The 14,960-nt window shown below is 73.4% G+C and carries 13 protein-coding genes; 7 read left to right on the top strand and 6 right to left on the bottom strand.

The genetic code is table 11. The features are described from left to right. Window positions 1–138 precede the first annotated feature (138 nt). Window positions 139–3,918 carry a TIM-barrel domain-containing protein gene (locus ACY3FI_RS07070; protein ID WP_462550077.1) on the top strand — a complete coding sequence of 1,260 codons (3,780 nt, stop codon included), beginning with the start codon at window positions 139–141 and terminating at the stop codon, window positions 3,916–3,918. 152 nt (window positions 3,919–4,070) lie between these two features. Further along, complete coding sequence (locus ACY3FI_RS07065) at window positions 4,071–4,724, top strand: DUF1345 domain-containing protein (RefSeq protein ID WP_462550076.1); 654 nt, start codon at window positions 4,071–4,073, stop codon at window positions 4,722–4,724. A 45-nt stretch (window positions 4,725–4,769) separates the two neighbouring features. Here ACY3FI_RS07065 and ACY3FI_RS07060 read toward each other — a convergent pair whose 3' ends face one another. Continuing rightward, window positions 4,770–4,958: a hypothetical protein gene (locus ACY3FI_RS07060; RefSeq protein WP_462550075.1), complete on the bottom strand. Its 189-nt coding sequence runs from the start codon at window positions 4,956–4,958 to the stop codon at window positions 4,770–4,772. A 130-nt stretch (window positions 4,959–5,088) separates the two neighbouring features. After that, window positions 5,089–5,655, bottom strand: coding sequence for a TetR/AcrR family transcriptional regulator (locus tag ACY3FI_RS07055; RefSeq protein WP_462550074.1), 567 nt, complete (start codon window positions 5,653–5,655; stop codon window positions 5,089–5,091). A gap of 47 nt (window positions 5,656–5,702) precedes the next feature. On the opposite strand from ACY3FI_RS07055, the gene ACY3FI_RS07050 reads away from it, so the two are divergent. Further along, a complete protein-coding gene (locus ACY3FI_RS07050) occupies window positions 5,703–6,452 on the top strand; it encodes a hypothetical protein (RefSeq protein ID WP_462550073.1) in 750 nt (249 codons plus the stop codon). A 45-nt stretch (window positions 6,453–6,497) separates the two neighbouring features. Here ACY3FI_RS07050 and ACY3FI_RS07045 read toward each other — a convergent pair whose 3' ends face one another. Continuing rightward, a complete protein-coding gene (locus ACY3FI_RS07045) occupies window positions 6,498–7,481 on the bottom strand; it encodes a helix-turn-helix transcriptional regulator (RefSeq protein WP_462550072.1) in 984 nt (327 codons plus the stop codon). Window positions 7,482–7,590: 109 nt separating this feature from the next. Here ACY3FI_RS07045 and ACY3FI_RS07040 point away from each other — a divergent pair, with 109 nt between their 5' ends. Next, the gene (locus ACY3FI_RS07040) at window positions 7,591–8,043 is read left to right on the top strand and encodes a VOC family protein (RefSeq protein WP_462550071.1); all 453 of its coding nucleotides are present in this window, start codon (window positions 7,591–7,593) and stop codon (window positions 8,041–8,043) included. A gap of 107 nt (window positions 8,044–8,150) precedes the next feature. Here the strand turns inward: ACY3FI_RS07040 and ACY3FI_RS07035 are convergent, their stop codons facing one another. From ACY3FI_RS07035 to ACY3FI_RS07025, 3 genes are all read right to left on the bottom strand, one after another. Beyond that, window positions 8,151–8,579: an RNA polymerase sigma factor gene (locus ACY3FI_RS07035; protein ID WP_462550070.1), complete on the bottom strand. Its 429-nt coding sequence runs from the start codon at window positions 8,577–8,579 to the stop codon at window positions 8,151–8,153. Window positions 8,580–8,628: 49 nt separating this feature from the next. Beyond that, window positions 8,629–10,401, bottom strand: a complete 1,773-nt coding sequence (locus ACY3FI_RS07030; protein ID WP_462550069.1) for an endo-1,4-beta-xylanase — start codon at window positions 10,399–10,401, stop codon at window positions 8,629–8,631. A 75-nt stretch (window positions 10,402–10,476) separates the two neighbouring features. Continuing rightward, window positions 10,477–12,342 carry a pectate lyase-like domain-containing protein gene (locus ACY3FI_RS07025; protein ID WP_462550068.1) on the bottom strand — a complete coding sequence of 622 codons (1,866 nt, stop codon included), beginning with the start codon at window positions 12,340–12,342 and terminating at the stop codon, window positions 10,477–10,479. A 197-nt stretch (window positions 12,343–12,539) separates the two neighbouring features. Between ACY3FI_RS07025 and ACY3FI_RS07020 the strand changes: the two genes are divergently transcribed. The 3 genes from ACY3FI_RS07020 (at window position 12,540) to ACY3FI_RS07010 (ending at window position 14,937) form a co-directional block, all read left to right on the top strand. Then, the gene (locus tag ACY3FI_RS07020; RefSeq protein ID WP_462550067.1) at window positions 12,540–13,238 is read left to right on the top strand and encodes a Type 1 glutamine amidotransferase-like domain-containing protein; all 699 of its coding nucleotides are present in this window, start codon (window positions 12,540–12,542) and stop codon (window positions 13,236–13,238) included. A gap of 165 nt (window positions 13,239–13,403) precedes the next feature. Next, on the top strand, window positions 13,404–14,294 hold the full coding sequence (locus ACY3FI_RS07015; RefSeq protein WP_462550066.1) for a family 16 glycosylhydrolase: 891 nt from the start codon (window positions 13,404–13,406) through the stop codon (window positions 14,292–14,294). An 85-nt stretch (window positions 14,295–14,379) separates the two neighbouring features. Next, on the top strand, window positions 14,380–14,937 hold the full coding sequence (locus ACY3FI_RS07010) for a sensor histidine kinase (RefSeq protein WP_462550065.1): 558 nt from the start codon (window positions 14,380–14,382) through the stop codon (window positions 14,935–14,937). The last annotated feature ends 23 nt before the right edge of the window (window positions 14,938–14,960 follow it).

Raw genomic sequence — 14,960 nt, 5'->3', positions numbered from 1 at the left:
CCCAGGCCTGATCCGGGCTACGTTTACAGCGTTGTAAGCCGGGGCGCCGCGGTGCCCCGCCAGCCGGGGTGCCAGGGGGTGCCCCGTGTGCCGGAGCCGACCGCCCGGCCGGACGACGATGTCCCGAGGAGAACCGACGTGCCACGATCCACCATGCGACCACGGCGACGGCGACTCGTCGCCGCAGCCCTCACCGGGACCCTCGCGCTCGGCGCCCTGGCCGCCTTCGGTGTCACCGCCCCCGCGGCGAGCGCCGCCCCCACCGACCGGACCGTGGTGTCCGGCGACGCCCGGTTCGAGGTGCTCTCCCCGACGCTGATCCGGACGGAGTACGCCGGCGACGGGCGGTTCGTCGACGCGGGCACGTTCAACGTGGTGGGTCGGGACGACTTCGCGCCGACCCGCTTCACCCGGACGGAGGCGGACGGCTGGCTGACGATCGACACCGGTTCGATGGCGGTCAAGTACCGCGTCGGCTCGGGGACGTTCACGGAGCGGAACCTGCACGTGGACCTGACCACAGGGTCCGGGCAGCACGTCGAGGGCTCCCCGTGGACGACGCCGGAGCAGCCGACGTGCACGATCGGTGCCCTGTGCGAGGCGGAGTCGCTCGGGCTGACCGGGCTCTCCCCCGCGACGGACCACACCGGGTTCACCGGGACGGGGTTCGCGGCGGGGTACGAGTCGGTGGGCAACGCGCTGTCCTTCACGACGACGGCGGAGACGGCCGGGCCGCGTGACCTCGTGCTGCGGTACGCGAACGCGCAGGGCGGCGACGGGCAGGTCACGACGCGGTCGCTGAGCGTCGTCGTGGACGGCGGTGCCCCGACGGCACTGTCCCTGCCGGCCGGGTCGAGCTGGGACGACTGGCGTACCGCTCGGGCCTCCGTCGACCTCCCTGCCGGTGAGCACACCGTGCGGGTCGAGCGCGCCGCGTCGGACTCGGGGCAGGTGAACGTGGACAGCCTGGCGCTCGTGGCGCCGGGTGCCGCCCTCCCTGCTCCGGCGACGTCGGCGTCGGGCGCGGACTGCGCGTTCGGCACGGTCTGCGAGGCGGAGGACGCCGGGCGGACCGGCACCGCGCAGCAGGCGAGCGACCACAACGGCGCGTCCGGCGGGGCGTTCGCTGCGGGGCTGTGGAGCACGGGGGCTGCCCTGACCACCCATCTGACGGACGTGCCTGCGGACGGCGAGTACCGCCTCCAGGTCCGCTACGCGAACGGCGGGACGGCGTCGCCGACCCTCACCGCGACGACCGGTGGCGCAGCCGTCGGGACGGTGGCGCTGCCGCCGACGAGCGACTGGGACTCGTGGAACACGGTGAGCGTGCCGGTGCGGCTGGCGGAAGGCTCGGACGACGTGACGCTCGGGTGCCCGACCGAGGCGTCGAACTGCAACGTGAACGTCGACACCGTGGCCGTCGTCGCGTCGGACGGGCCGCTGCTGGCGCCGCACGCGCCGCTCGGTGGGTACCGGCGTGACCTCGACACCGCGAACGGTTCCGTGAAGACCAACCCGGGGCTGCTGTACCAGGACGGGTGGTCGTTGCTCGACGACACCGCGTCGGCACTGTACGACCCGGCCACCGAGCGGGTGACACCGCGTGGCGACCACGGCGGCGCTCCCTACTCCGACGGCTACGTGTTCGGGTACGGCGACCGGTACACGACGGCGCTCCGCGACCTCGCGACGCTGACCGGTCCGACGAAGCTGCTGCCCCGGTGGGCGTACGGCGTCTGGTACTCGGAGTACTACGACCGGTCGCAGGCCGACTACGAGGCGATCGCGGAGCGGTTCCGCACCGAGGGGGTGCCGGTCGACGTGATGGCGATCGACACCGACTACAAGGCCGGCAGCAAGTGGAACGGCTGGGAGGTCGACCCGGAGCGGATCCCCGACCTGCGGGCGCTCCTCGCGGACTGGCACGACCAGGGCATCCACAACACCCTCAACATCCACCCGACCATCTCCGGCAGCGACCCGGAGTTCGCGCAGGCGCAGGCCACGGCGAAGGGCAAGCTGACGAAGGGCAGCGGGGACAACTGGCTCTTCGACTGGTCGGACCCGGACCAGCTGCAGGCCTACCTCGACCTGCACGACTCGATCCAGCAGGACGGTGTCGACATGTGGTGGCTGGACTGGTGCTGCAGCGAGAACTCGAAGTACTCCGCCAACGGCGTCACCCCGGACGCGTTCATCAACCAGCAGTACGCGCAGTACACGGACGCGGCGCTGGGCGGGCGCGGCCTGGCGTTCTCGCGGGCGTACGGCTCGTTGACGGCGGGCGGCTACGGCAACCCGCAGGCGGTGCCGACCGGGCCGTGGGCGGACAAGCGGACGACGCTGCACTTCACCGGCGACACGACCTCGAGCTGGGCCATGCTCGAGGCAGAGGTCGGGTACACCCCGGGTGAGTCCGCGGCGACCGGCCTCGCGGCGATCAGCCACGACATCGGCGGGCACAACGGCGCCCAGTACGGCATCGAGGGGGCGGAGCCCGGCACGACGCAGCTGCCGGCGGACCTCTACGCCCGATGGGTGCAGCTCGGCACCTTCCAGCCGATCGACCGGCTGCACAGCAACCACAGCGACCGGCTGCCGTGGCAGTACCCGGCCGCGGCGAACGCGTCGGCGAAGCAGTTCCTGAACCTCCGCGAGGACCTCCTCCCGCTGACCTACACGCTCGCAGCGCAGGCGTCGGCGACGGGCACCCCGATCCTGCAGCCGCTCTACCTGCAGTACCCGAGCGCGCAGGAGTCGTACGCGCACGCCGGCCAGGAGTACCTGTACGGCAAGGACGTCCTCGTGGCACCGGTCACCACCGCCGGGACGACTGCTTCGACCTCGGTCTGGTTCCCCGCCGGCAGCGACTGGACGGACTGGTTCACCGGGAAGACGTACCGCGGCGGCACGACCGCCTCGGTCACCACAGGGCTCGACGCCATGCCGGTGTTCGTCCGGAGCGGTGGCATCGTGCCGACGCGCACCCACCACGTGGCGAACGACGGGGCCGGTCCGCTCGACGCCGTCACGCTGACGGTCGCGAGCGGCGCGGACGGATCGTTCGACCTGTACGAGGACGCGGACGGCACGGCCCCGGCGGCAGGTGCCCGCGCCGCAGCCGCTGCCTCGGGTTCGGCCACCACGGCGGTCCGCTCCACGCAGCAGCGCACCGGCGGCACGCTGGCGATCGCCCCGGTCGTCGGTTCCTTCCCCGGGCAGGTGCAGGACCGGACGTGGACGGTCACCGTCACGAACGCGGACCGTCCCGCCACCGTGACCGTCGACGGGCGCCCGATCCCCGCGGCCGACTGGTCCTACGACCAGGCGACCCGCACCCTGACCGTCACCGTCGACCGTCGTGCCGTCACGCAGCGGACCACGGTGCAGTGGTCCACGGTCGCGGCAGCGACGCCCGCCCTCGGCGTCGGCCGTCCGACGGTCGCAGCGGGCGGCACGCAGACGGTGAACGGCAGCGGGTTCCCGGCGAACGCCTCGGTGGCGCTCGCCACCACGCCGGGCATCGGCGGCGCCACCGTCCGGACCGGTGCGGACGGGTCGTTCTCGGCCCGCCTCGCCGTCCCGGCCGGTGCGTCCGGTCGGGTCACGGTGACCGCCTCGGTCGGCGGCACGGTGCTCGCCCGCGCGGCCTTCACCGTCACGGCAGCTCCCAGCGGTGGCGCGTCCGGCGGACCGGGTGGCGGCGCTCCGGGTGGCCCGGGAGGCGCGGGGCCGGGTGGCGCTGGCGTCGTCCCGTCCGGTGCGGACGCGGCGGGCGCCGGGGGCGACCCCGGTGCCACCGGCGGCCAGCTCGCCTTCACGGGTGCCGACCTGCTCCCACTCGGTCTGGCGGCCGCGGCGCTCCTCGCCGTCGGCGGGACCCTGCTGGTGCGACGCCACCGCCGTCGAGTGCGCTGATCGGCGTCCGGGTGGGCCGGCTGGACCGGCTCACCCTGACGCCCGGTCCTCCGGCGGGACCCGGCGCGCACGCTCGTGCCGCCGAGGCCGCGGCTGATGAGAAGGCGCGGAGCAACCGGTCAGGCGAGCCTCGCTCGCAGTAGTCCTGGTCCATGGACCCCCAGGACCTCGTCCCCCTCGGCACCCGGCCGCGCCGCTACCGCGTGCGACTGGTCGCGATGGCGTCGGCCGGGGTGGTCGTCGCCGCCCTGACCGCCGTGACGATCGGGCCTCGATGGGCGGCTTCGGTCGGATGGGCCGTCGCCTGTGCCGTCTACGTGGCGACGGCGGCCCCGCTCCTCCGGGCCGACGCGGAGCGCACCGCACGGACCGCGGTGCGCGAGGATCCGCGCCGGACGGTCTCGGACCTCCTGCTCGTCGGGGCCGCCGGTGCGAGCGTGATCGCCCTGTTCGTCGACCTCGTCGGGGCGAAGTCGCTGCACGGCGCGAGCCAGGACCTCGTCGCCGCGCTCGGGGTCGTCAGCGTGCTGCTGTCGTGGTTGCTCGTGCAGACGCTCTTCACGCTGCGATACGCCGAGCTGTACTACAGCGGCACCCCGGGTGGGATCGACTTCAACCAGCCGGAGCGGCCGACCTACTCCGACTTCGCCTACTTCGCGGTGACGGTCGGCATGACCTACCAGGTGTCCGACACGACCATCGGTGCGAGCAGCATCCGGGCGACGACCCTCCGGCACGCGCTGCTGTCGTACTTCTTCGGCACGCTCGTCATCGCGAGCGTGGTGAACCTCGTCGCCGGGCTCTAGCGCCGTCCGGCTCGCACCCCCGCGGCACGGCGCGGCTGGCGCCCCCTACGGCCGGTGGTCGCGCGGCGGCGCGTCGAGCGGCCGCTGCGTCGGGAACTGCTGGCCGCGGGACGCACCGACGACCGCGGCGACCGCGCGGAACACCGCGATCGCGGCCGTCGTCGCCCAGTGCCGGCGTCGGGGGTCGGTGAAGCCGTCGTCACCGTACGGCCGGTCGTCCTCGGGATGCTGCACGGTCACTCCGTCCGTCGACGCGGGAGCCGTCCGTCCGACGTCCCCCGGAGCCGATCCTACGGTGGCGCTCGCCGAAGCCCACGGGAGGCGTGTCGCAGGCCGGCACCGCGCCTCGGGTCCGCCACCGGTGTCAGTCCACTGCGCTCCGCCGCTCCAACCCCGCGAGGTACGCGGCCAGCACGCGCGGACCGTCGAGGGGCCCGGCGTCCGCCGTGCGGTAGAGCAGGAGGGCGTCCAGGAGTCCGACGAGGTCGACCGCAACCTGCTCGGGGCGGACGACCCCGATCGCGTCGAGGATCCCGTGCGCCGTGTCCACCAACGCCGCCCGGACCGGGTCCGCAGCGGTCAGCGAGGCCCGTAGGTCGTCATCACCGCGCAGTTCGAGGAGCAGGGCGGACCGGGCCGTCTGCGCATCCGTCCGGAGGGCGATCCGGTCCAGGAACGACGCAGCGACGGCGACCGCGTCGGCGTCCGCCTCGACGGGCGGGAGCACCAGCTCGCGCAGGTCCTCGGCGAGCTGGTCGGTGATGCGCGTCACGACCAGACGGATGAGCTCGCGGCGGGTCCGGGCGTAGTACGACGTCGAACCGACCGGGAGGGCCGCCTCGCCGTCGACGGCGCGGTGCGTCAGCGCCCGCATGCCGTCCCGCGCGATCAACCGGACACCCGCGTCCGCCACGTCCTCGCGCCGTCCCATCGGCCTCATGGTAGTAGTCTCTACACCTGTAGAGGAACGGGGACGGGATGCGCGCAGCAGTGGTGGGCGGCGGGATGTCCGGGGCGGCCATCGCCCGGGCGTTGACGTCGAGGGGGTGCTCGGTGACGCAGCTGTCGCGCTCGACCGGGTTCGACGTCCTGCGGGACGACGCCGCGGCGGCACTCGCCGATGCGGACGTGGTCGTGGAGGCGACGGGCCGGTTCACGACGAGCCGCCGCCGGGCCGTTGCGTTCTTCGAGGGGTCCACGCGCGCGGTGAGCGCCGCTGCGGCCCAGGTCGGCGCACACCACGTCCTGCTCTCGATCGTGGGGTGCACGTTGCCCGAGGTGCAGGGCTACGGCTACTTCGCCGGCAAGACCGCGCAGGAGGCGCTCGCCCGCGCGTCGAGTCCACGCCTCACCGTCGTGCGGTCGACCCAGTGGCACGAGTTCGCGCAGCAGAACGTCGACCGGCTCCGGATCGGGCCGTTCGCCCTCGTCCCCGGGATGACGATCGCGCCCGTGGCGCTCGACGCCGTGGCGGACACCATCGCCGCGGTGGCCCTCGGTGATCGCTCGGAGCCCGTGGTCGAGGTCGCCGGGCCGGGGACGACCTCGCTGTGGGACATGACGCGGGCCCTCTCCCCCGCCGGCGTCACCCCCGTGCCGGTACCCGTGCCCGGTCGCACGGGGCGCGCGTTCCGCGGCGGTGCGCTGCTGCCGAGCGCGGAGGCCGAGGTGGTCGGCCCGGGGTTCTCGGCGTGGCTCGCCGACCGGACGAGCGACCGGAGGGCCTGATCACCCCGAGGCTCGGGAAGGGCCCGACGGCCGGAGGGACGGCGGTCACCCGCCGCCGGAGACCGTGGCGCGGTAGCGCTCGGCGAGCGTCGCGAACGCGGCGGCGAGCTCGGGCGGACCGACGACCTCCATCCGGGCATCGAACCGGCCGTACGAGGCCGCGAGCGAGCCCCACGACCACGACCCGGCCTCGAGCGCGCACCGGTCCTCGCCGACCGCGGTGACCGTCCCGTCCCCGGCGAACGGCAGGACGTCCTGCACGGGGAGGTCGAGGACGACGGTCCCCCGGCACGGCCACTCGTCCACGTCGGAGCCCTTGAACCGCGCCGAGACGAAGGCGTCGACGTCCCCGCCGGGCACGGCGCGCGGCGTGAACCGGGGGCCGTTCGGCGTCCGCGGCCGGATCCGCTCGACGCCGTAGAGCCGCCAGTCCGCACGGTCGAGGTCCCACCCGAGCAGGTACCACCGGCCGTGCGACACGACGAGGCGCACGGGTTCGGTGCGTCGCGGCAGCGCGAGCGGCACCTCGTCCTCCGTGGCGCCCCGGCGGAGGAGGTCGAACCGGAGGACCTCCCGTGCACGCACGGCCTCGGCGAGCGCGGTCAGCACGTCGATCCGGACGTCCTGCCTCGGTGCGTCACCGGGACGACCGACCGTGGTCACCTCGAGGGCGTCGAGGCGGTGTCGGAGCCGGGACGGCATCACCTGCCGGACGGTGGCGAGCGCGCGCACCGCGGCGTCGGCGAGCTCCGCGCCGGCGGCCGGCGCGGAGCGGAGAGCGACGGCGATCGCGACCGCCTGGTCGTCGTCGAAGAGCAGCGGCGGCAGCTCACTGCCCGCGTCGAGCCGGTACCCGCCGTCCGGGCCCATCGTGGCGCGGATGCTGTAGCCCATCCCGCGGAGCCGTTCGACGTCGCGCCGCACGGTGCGGCCGGTGGTCCCGAGTCGTGCCGCCAGGACGGGGCCCGGCCAGTCGCGCCGGGTCTGCAGGAGCGAGAGGAGGTCGAGCAACCGTGCGGTCGTCGTCATGTGGCGAGCCTACGTCGAGTGGAGGACACGAACCGTCCTACTCGGCTGCGAGAGTCGCCGCAGCGGGTCATCCGGACCCGGACACCACCGCCAGCACCAAGGAGCAGCGATGACCATCCAGACCACCACGCACCTCAACTTCCGTGGCGACGCCCGTGCGGCGCTCGAGTTCTACCGTTCCGTCTTCGGCGGGCAGCTCGTCGTGAACACCTACGCGGACTTCGGGATGCCGGCCGAGGTGCCCGGCTCGGACAGGGTCGTGTTCGGCCTCGTCACCGCGGAGAACGGCTTCCGCATCATGGGCTACGACGTCCCCGGCGAGACCGAGGGGCCGGTCGTCGGTGGCGGCTCGACCCGGCGCGAGCACGGCACGACGATCACCGACCAGGCGCTGTTCGTGTCGATCGGGTCCGAGAGCCTGGCGGAGCTCCAGGGCCACTGGGACGCGCTCGCCGTCGACGCCGAGGTGGTCGAACCGTTGGCCGCCTCCGCGTGGAGCGCCGGCTTCGGCATGCTCACCGACCGGTTCGGCGTCACCTGGAGCGTCAGCGTCACGCCCTGACCTCGCCGTGGCGCGGTCCTGACCGCGGTGCGGTCCTGTCCGCAGCGACCCGCCGTGGTGCGGGCCCGACCCGTCGGGCCCGCACCACGTCCCCGGACCGCGTCACCTCACGGCTGGTCGTGACCGCCGTCACCCGCACGGCCACGGAGTCGATCAGGGCGCCGGCCGGGATGCTGCCCATCCGCTCGGTCTTCAGCGTCCGCTCCCTCAGGGAGGTGCCGTCGGTCCGGTCGACGACGATCTCCCGCCGCTCCTCGCCCGTCCCCGCGGGACATCGCCCGCGCTGCCCGACGTCGTGCACGCCAGTGCCGGTGCAGCAGGTTCGACGCGATGCCGAACAACCACGGCAACGGGTCCTGCCGGTCCGGGTCGAAGGAGTCCCAGCGGACGAGTGCCGTCACGAACGTCTCGCCGACGATGTCCTCGGCGCTCGACAGATCGGTGCGGCGTGCGAGGTAGAGCAGGATGCGGCGGCCGTGCTCATCGAACTGACGGCCGAGCTCGGCGGCCCCTGGCGGTGGCTGACTGGTGGTCACGATCGCTCTTGCCCGATCCCGGCGGGAGCGTTCCGTCTTCGTCTGGTGGTCAGCGTGTCGCGCCCTCGGCGAGCGCCTCGCGCACGGCGTCGTACCCCGGTGTCGGGTCGCCGTCGTCGAACAGCAGGTCGTGGCCCTGGTGCAGGCCGCCGCCCTCGTCCGTGTACCAGTCGTAGCGGTCGTCGACGCCCCACGTCGTGTACGAGACGCACGTCGCCGAGCGGAAGCACGTCCCGAGGACCGTGGCGTACTGCTCCGCCTGGGCGTCCTGCCCCTCGGCGTCGGTGACGTCGTTCTCGGAGATCCGCACGACGAGTCCGGCGTCCCCGAAGGTGGCGAGGGTCGACCGCAGGTCGTCGGCCGAGATCGCATCCGTGCCGAGGTCGTACACGTGGGCCTGCAGCCCGACGCCGTCGATGTGCCCGCCGCGCGCGTTCGTGTCCTGGACGAGCCGGAGCAGGGCGTCCTGCCGGGGGCCCGGCACGTCGGCGCCGTTCTCGTTGACGAACTGGCGCACGTCCGGGTCGGCGTCGTACACGGCCTCCGACACGACCACCGGGTAGTCCGGGCCGAACACGCGGTACCAGGTGTTCTGCTGCAGGTCGGTGCCCTGGTCGACGTCGAACGGTTCGTTGACGACGTCGAGGGAGTCGAGCCGGCCGCGGAAGTGCGTGACGACGGTGGTCAGGAAGTCGAGGAGGGCGTCGGCGCTGGCGCGACGTTCCGGCTCGGTCCGGCTCGGCAGGTCGCGCATCCAGCGGGGCATCGCCTCGGTGAAGGCGATGGTGTGCCCGTGCACCGCCATCCCCTTCCGCTCGGCCAGGGCGAGGAGGGCGTCGGCCTCCTCGAACCGGTACTCCCCCTGTCGTGGTGCGAGGGCCTGCGCCTTCATCGCGTTCTCCGGGGTGATCGCGCCGAAGTCGCCCACGAGGTGGCGCGCGTACTCGGTGTCCGACGCGAGTGGCCCGAGGGCGACCGCCGCGCCGATCCGGAAGTCCGGACGGGCGCGTGCGGCGAGCGCCTGCAGCCCGTCGTCGTCACGCTCGGCATCGGCGGCGACAGGACCCTCGGCGGTCAGTCGGGCGGCAGCGGGTGCGGTGGCGGTCAGCTCCCCGACCGTGAACGAGCCCTCCGCGCTCGACAGGCCGAGCCAGAGGTCGCCGGAGCCCAGGACGTCGCCGAGGGGCAGGGTGGCCACGGTGTCGTCGCCGCTGCGCACCGTGAGCCGGTCGCCGGCGCGGTGCAGGGAGATCGTCGCCTCGGGGTCGTCGAGGGTCACGTGGTCGTCGCGGACGGGCTGCGGGTCGGCGACGTCGAGGTTCGCCGTTTCGTCGGCGCCGTCGTCGTCGCCGTCGTCGTGGTCGGCCGCTCGCTCGCGGGCGTCCTGGTACACCGCGAGCTGCAGATCGTCGCCGCGGAGGGTGAGCCGGACGCCCGCCGGCTCGATCCGGAACTCGTCGGCGACGATCGGCGGCGTGTCGGACACGGCGAGGGTGGCGTCACCGTGCACGTCCGCGAAGGACACGCTGAGCGTGACGTCCCCGTCGACCGACAGGTGCGTGCCCGCGAGGTCCACGGGCGGGTCGTCCTGGCCGCCGCTGCCGTCCTGACGCACGATCCGCCGACCCGTCGATGCCACCCGCAGGGCGTCGCCGTCCCGGTCGACCCCGGGCACGTGGCGCCAGTCCTGTGCGACGAGGTCCACGACGACCGGGTGGTCCGGCACCTCGGCCGCGGTGCAGCCCGTGAGGCCGAGGAGGAGGCCGACGGTCACGGCGGTGACGGAGGTCATCGTGCGACGTCCCCTCGGGCTCGATGCCATGCGGCAACGCTACCGAGTCCCCCGACGACGGACGGCCCCCGGCAGCACACCGGGGGCCGTCGCTCCGCGCGCGCCCTACCGGGCGACGCCGTTCGAGTAGGTGGTCACGGTCTGCGGCTGCCCGGACACGGCGCCCGTCGCCGCGCTGCCCTGTCCGTCGACCACGTGGTCGATCGTCCCGGCGTTCGTGTTGAGCGCGACGGTGGTCATGTCGTGCAGCACCACACCCGGACGGTCCGGCACCTCGAACGACTGCGTCGCGTGCAGGCTCGGGTCCACGTTCGTGTAGATGTAGCTGCCGAGTCCCCAGGCCTCGTGCGTCCGCACCGAGTCGGCGACCTTGTACGCCGCCCACCCGTTCAGAGCGCCGTGGCGCCATGCCGCCTGGTCCGGTGCGTCGTACGGCAGCTCGTTCTGGAAGAACACCGTCCGGCCGCGCTCGCCGTTCCACACCACGTTGTACTGCTGGTAGTGCTCGACGAACAGGCCGGTCGCGGTGACGTCGTCGCCGTTCACGACCACGCCGGTGGCGGCGGTGTTGACCGTCCAGCCGACCGAGCCCGCGACGCCGTGGTCGGCGCGCCAGGCCCAGATGTCGTCGAGGATCGTGTGGTCGCTGTTCACCTCGAGGCTGGTCGTCGCCTTGCCGACGTGCGGACCCCCGATGCGGAAGAAGACGTCCTGCAGCGCGGTCGGGTCGGCGGCACTCGCCACGTGCGGTCCGCCCTTGTCGTGCCCGGTCCCGATCCGGAGCAGCGTCGGCGAGTTCACGGGGCCGGCGTCGAAGGTCAGCCCGGCGATGTCGACGCCGCGGACGTCGGCGACCGTCATCGGCACGGCGCCGTCCTGCGCCGTGAGGGTCGCGAGGCCGAGCCCGAGGACGACCGTGGCCGCTCGCTTCACCGCGATGCTCTGCGCCACGTCGTACACGCCGGGTGTCATGAGCAGGTGCTTGCCCTGCGCCAGCGCGGAGTTGATCGTGGCGACCGAGTCACCGGGGTGTGCGACGAAGAAGGCGCTCAACGGGAGCGAGGTGCCCGGGGTGTGGCCCTTCGCCCAGCTCGTGCCGACCGAGTCCGTCTGCGCGCTCGGCACGAAGACGCGGTACTTGCCGGAGTCGTCGACGTACAGGTAGGGCTTCTCGCGCGAGACCGGCGTCGCCGTCAGGGTCGTGTACGGCGGCTGCGGGAACGACTGCGCGGGCGCGTTCAGGTCGCCCGAGAACACCTGGTTCCAGACGCCGTTCGACCACCCGGCGCCGAGGTCGGTGTTGCGGACGTAGAACTGCTGCTGGGAGCCGTTCAGCGCCCCGCCGTCGAGCTCCGAGTCCGCGACGAAGCCGCCGCTGGCGTAGTTCGGGCTCTCGCAGTACGGCATGAAGGTCGTGTAGTCCTGCACGTGCACGCGTCGCATCGGTGCGGCCTGGGACACCGCCCACATCTCGTTGCCGGTGTGGCACGCGTCCGCGGTCGGCACGACGTGGATCGTCAGGTTCGACACCGACCGCCAGAAGGTGTCGAGCGACCCGCTGCCGTTGCGGCCGGTGGCGGTGACCCCGCCGTTGATCGTGACACCGGAGGGGTCCTGTCCGAGACCGTCGACCTCGGTGGAGTAGCCGACCCGGACGTCGAGTGGGTTCGTCGCCGAGCCGTACGTGCCGGGCTTGAACAGCAGCGCGTACCGGGCGGTGCCCATCTCGTTGTCGACCTGCTGGTCGTAGACCGCGTCGATCTTCGCCTGCACGTCGGCCTGGGGCATGTCGGGCGAGAAGACGAGCACGTTCGGGCCGAGGTCCGACGTCGGTGGCGCGGGCGGCGCGGCCACGGCGGTCTGGGTGGTGCCGACGACGCCGAGTGCGGCGGCGCCGAGGACCGCCGCGATGCCGAGCACACGCCTGCCGGTCCGAGCCCGGTGCGTGGGCGATGGTGCTGAGGAGTTCACCGTGACCTGCTTCCTTGCAGATACGAGGCCGCCCGCGCGCGGCCGGGAGGACTGCGACGTCCTCGGGGCCTGGTCGGCGGCCGCCAGAGTTGGAGTGCGAGCAGCGTAGCCCCTGGCTGGCACGCCGCCGAGCGCTGGACGGAGAACGCGACGCGCACCCCTCGTGCCGGGTGCGCCGGGTGGCCTACCCTCGGCCCATGCGGATGCTCCTCACGTCGAACGGCATCACGAACGACGCCCTCCACGACGCCCTCGTCCGGCTGCTCGGCAAGCCCGTCAGCGAGTCCCGCGTCGTCGTGGTGATCGACGCGATCCTCCCCTTCCCCGGCGACAGCTCGACGCTGGTCGACCACCTCGACCGCATCCGCTCGATGGGCTGGTCGGAGTTCGACGTGGCCTCGCTCCTCGCCGGTCCCCCGGCACTCGTCGCATCGCGGCTGCGCGCGGCCGACGTGGTCCTCGGCTACGGCGGGAGCAACCTGTGGGCGGCGCACACCTGGCACGCGAGCGGTCTCGCGCCGGTGCTCGCCGAGCTCCTCGACGAGCGGGTGTACGTCGGGTGGAGTGCCGGCTCGATGGTGTTCGCCCGCGAGCTCGACCGGTGGGCGTCGGCCTTCGACGACCAGGAGGAACTCGACCTCTTCGGCCTCACGAGCGTCCCACCCGCCGTCCCCCTCTTCGACTGGTTCTTCGCCGGTCACCTCGGCGCCGACTGGATGCCCGCCGACGCCGAGGACCGCTTCGCTCGGGGCGCCGCACGGTCCGGGCAGGAGGTGTGGTTCGTCGACGACGACTGCGCGCTGCTCGTCCGCGACCCGGCGTCCGAGCCGGTCGTCGTCGGCGGCGGCCACTGGCGGCGCTTCGGCGCCGACGGCGCCCTCCTCGCTGCCGGATGACGGTCTGGAGGCGCGTGGCGGGCCCGCCACGCGCCTCCAGACCGTCGACGGTCACGTGCGCGGACAGAAGCCGCAAGTCGATGCGGGTTCCCGCTCGGGTGGTGCCGCGGCCCTGCGCTGGCGGGCTTCCCCGGCGAGGCTTGCTCCAGGAGACAGGAGCACCCCGTGACACCGCACCATCAGCACGCGCAGCGCCGCGCGAGCAGGAACAGGACCCTGCGCAGGTCCGTCCGCAACGTCGCACTGCTGCTCACCGCCGGTTCGACCGTCTACGCGATGTTGGCCTTCGTCGTCCCGCCGGTCGCCGGGAGCGAGAGCATCCCCGTGCCGTCGACCTCCACGTCGCCGTCGCGCCGGCCGCTCCCGACCGCCACCGCCACACCGACGCCGACACCGACACCCGCCCCTGCCCCGCGGCAGCCGGCGCCGGTCACCGGACCGGCAGCGGCGTTCTTCGAGGACTTCGACACCCCCGCGTCCAGCGGCGGGCCCTTCGCGTCGACCTACGCGCAGGCGTGGCAGCCCTACGTGGACGGCACCGGCGGCAAGTACTTCTCCGGACCGCTGGTCAGCGCGCACGACGGCGTCATGGACGTCGCGATGAACGGGACGCAGGGCGCCGCGGGCGTGTTCGGCCCGGCAGAGACGGCCTGGGCACGGACCGGCGGCACGTTCAGCATCCGCGTCCGCGTGACCGGCGGCGAGGGCAACGGCACCGCGATCATGCTCTGGCCGACGTCGAACGACGCCGACGAGGGCGAGCTGGACTTCCCGGAGGGGTCGTTCTCCGCCCGCCCCGAGGTGTTCCACCACTCGATGACGCCCGGGTCGGCGTCCTCGGCGCAGCACGTGAAGACGCAGGCGTCCTGGTACGAGTGGCACACGTACACGACCGTGTGGGTCCCCGGGAAGTCGGTGAGCTACTACCTCGACGGCGCGCTGCTCCAGACCTTCACCACCGACGTGCCGACGACGCCGCACCGGTACACGTTCCAGATCGGCAACACGGGCAAGCCGGGGCACGTCCTCATCGACTGGGTGTCGATCAACCCGTGAGACGCGGTGGGCGGCGTGGCGGTGTTGCCGACCTGCGACCGCGCACGGGAGTTGTCCCCACCTGACCGGAGGGACTGCCGGGTACATGCGGGGACACCAGGTCGCGAGGCTCGAGGGACCACTACACCGGCTGCAGCACGGGCAGCGTGGCGAGGACGTCGAGGCCCTCGTCGGCCAGGCACACGCCGCGACGAAGGAGGCCCTGGTCGAGTTGCGGGCACCGGCGCGCGGCATCCACCCGCCCGTCCTGGACGCCGGCCTGGACGCAGCACTCGCCTCCGCCTGCGCCCGCGCGCCGTTCCCGGTGCAGCTCCGCACCGACCTGCCGGTCCGCCCCACGCCCGTGGTCGAGGGCGTCGCGTACTTCGGGGTGCTCGAACTGCTGACGAACGTGTCGAAGCACGCCCGCGCGACGTCCGCCGTGGTCGACGTCGCGATCCGCGGCGGGGACCTCGTCGCCACCGTCGAGGACGACGGCGTCGGCGGAGCCCACGTCGCGCTCGCCGGGGTCGACGGCCACGGCACCGGGCTGTCCGGGCTGCTCGAACGCCTCCGTGCGGTCGACGGCTCGCTGCACGTCGACAGCCCGGCCGGCGGACCGACCACGATCCAGCTGGTCGTACTGACGGGCGCCGCCACATGAGGGTCGTGATCGCGGACGACAAC

Source organism: Curtobacterium sp. RM9, from assembly GCF_054956955.1.
The sequence above is the reverse complement of the archived record's forward strand: the minus strand, read 5'-3'. Positions and strand labels throughout refer to the sequence as shown.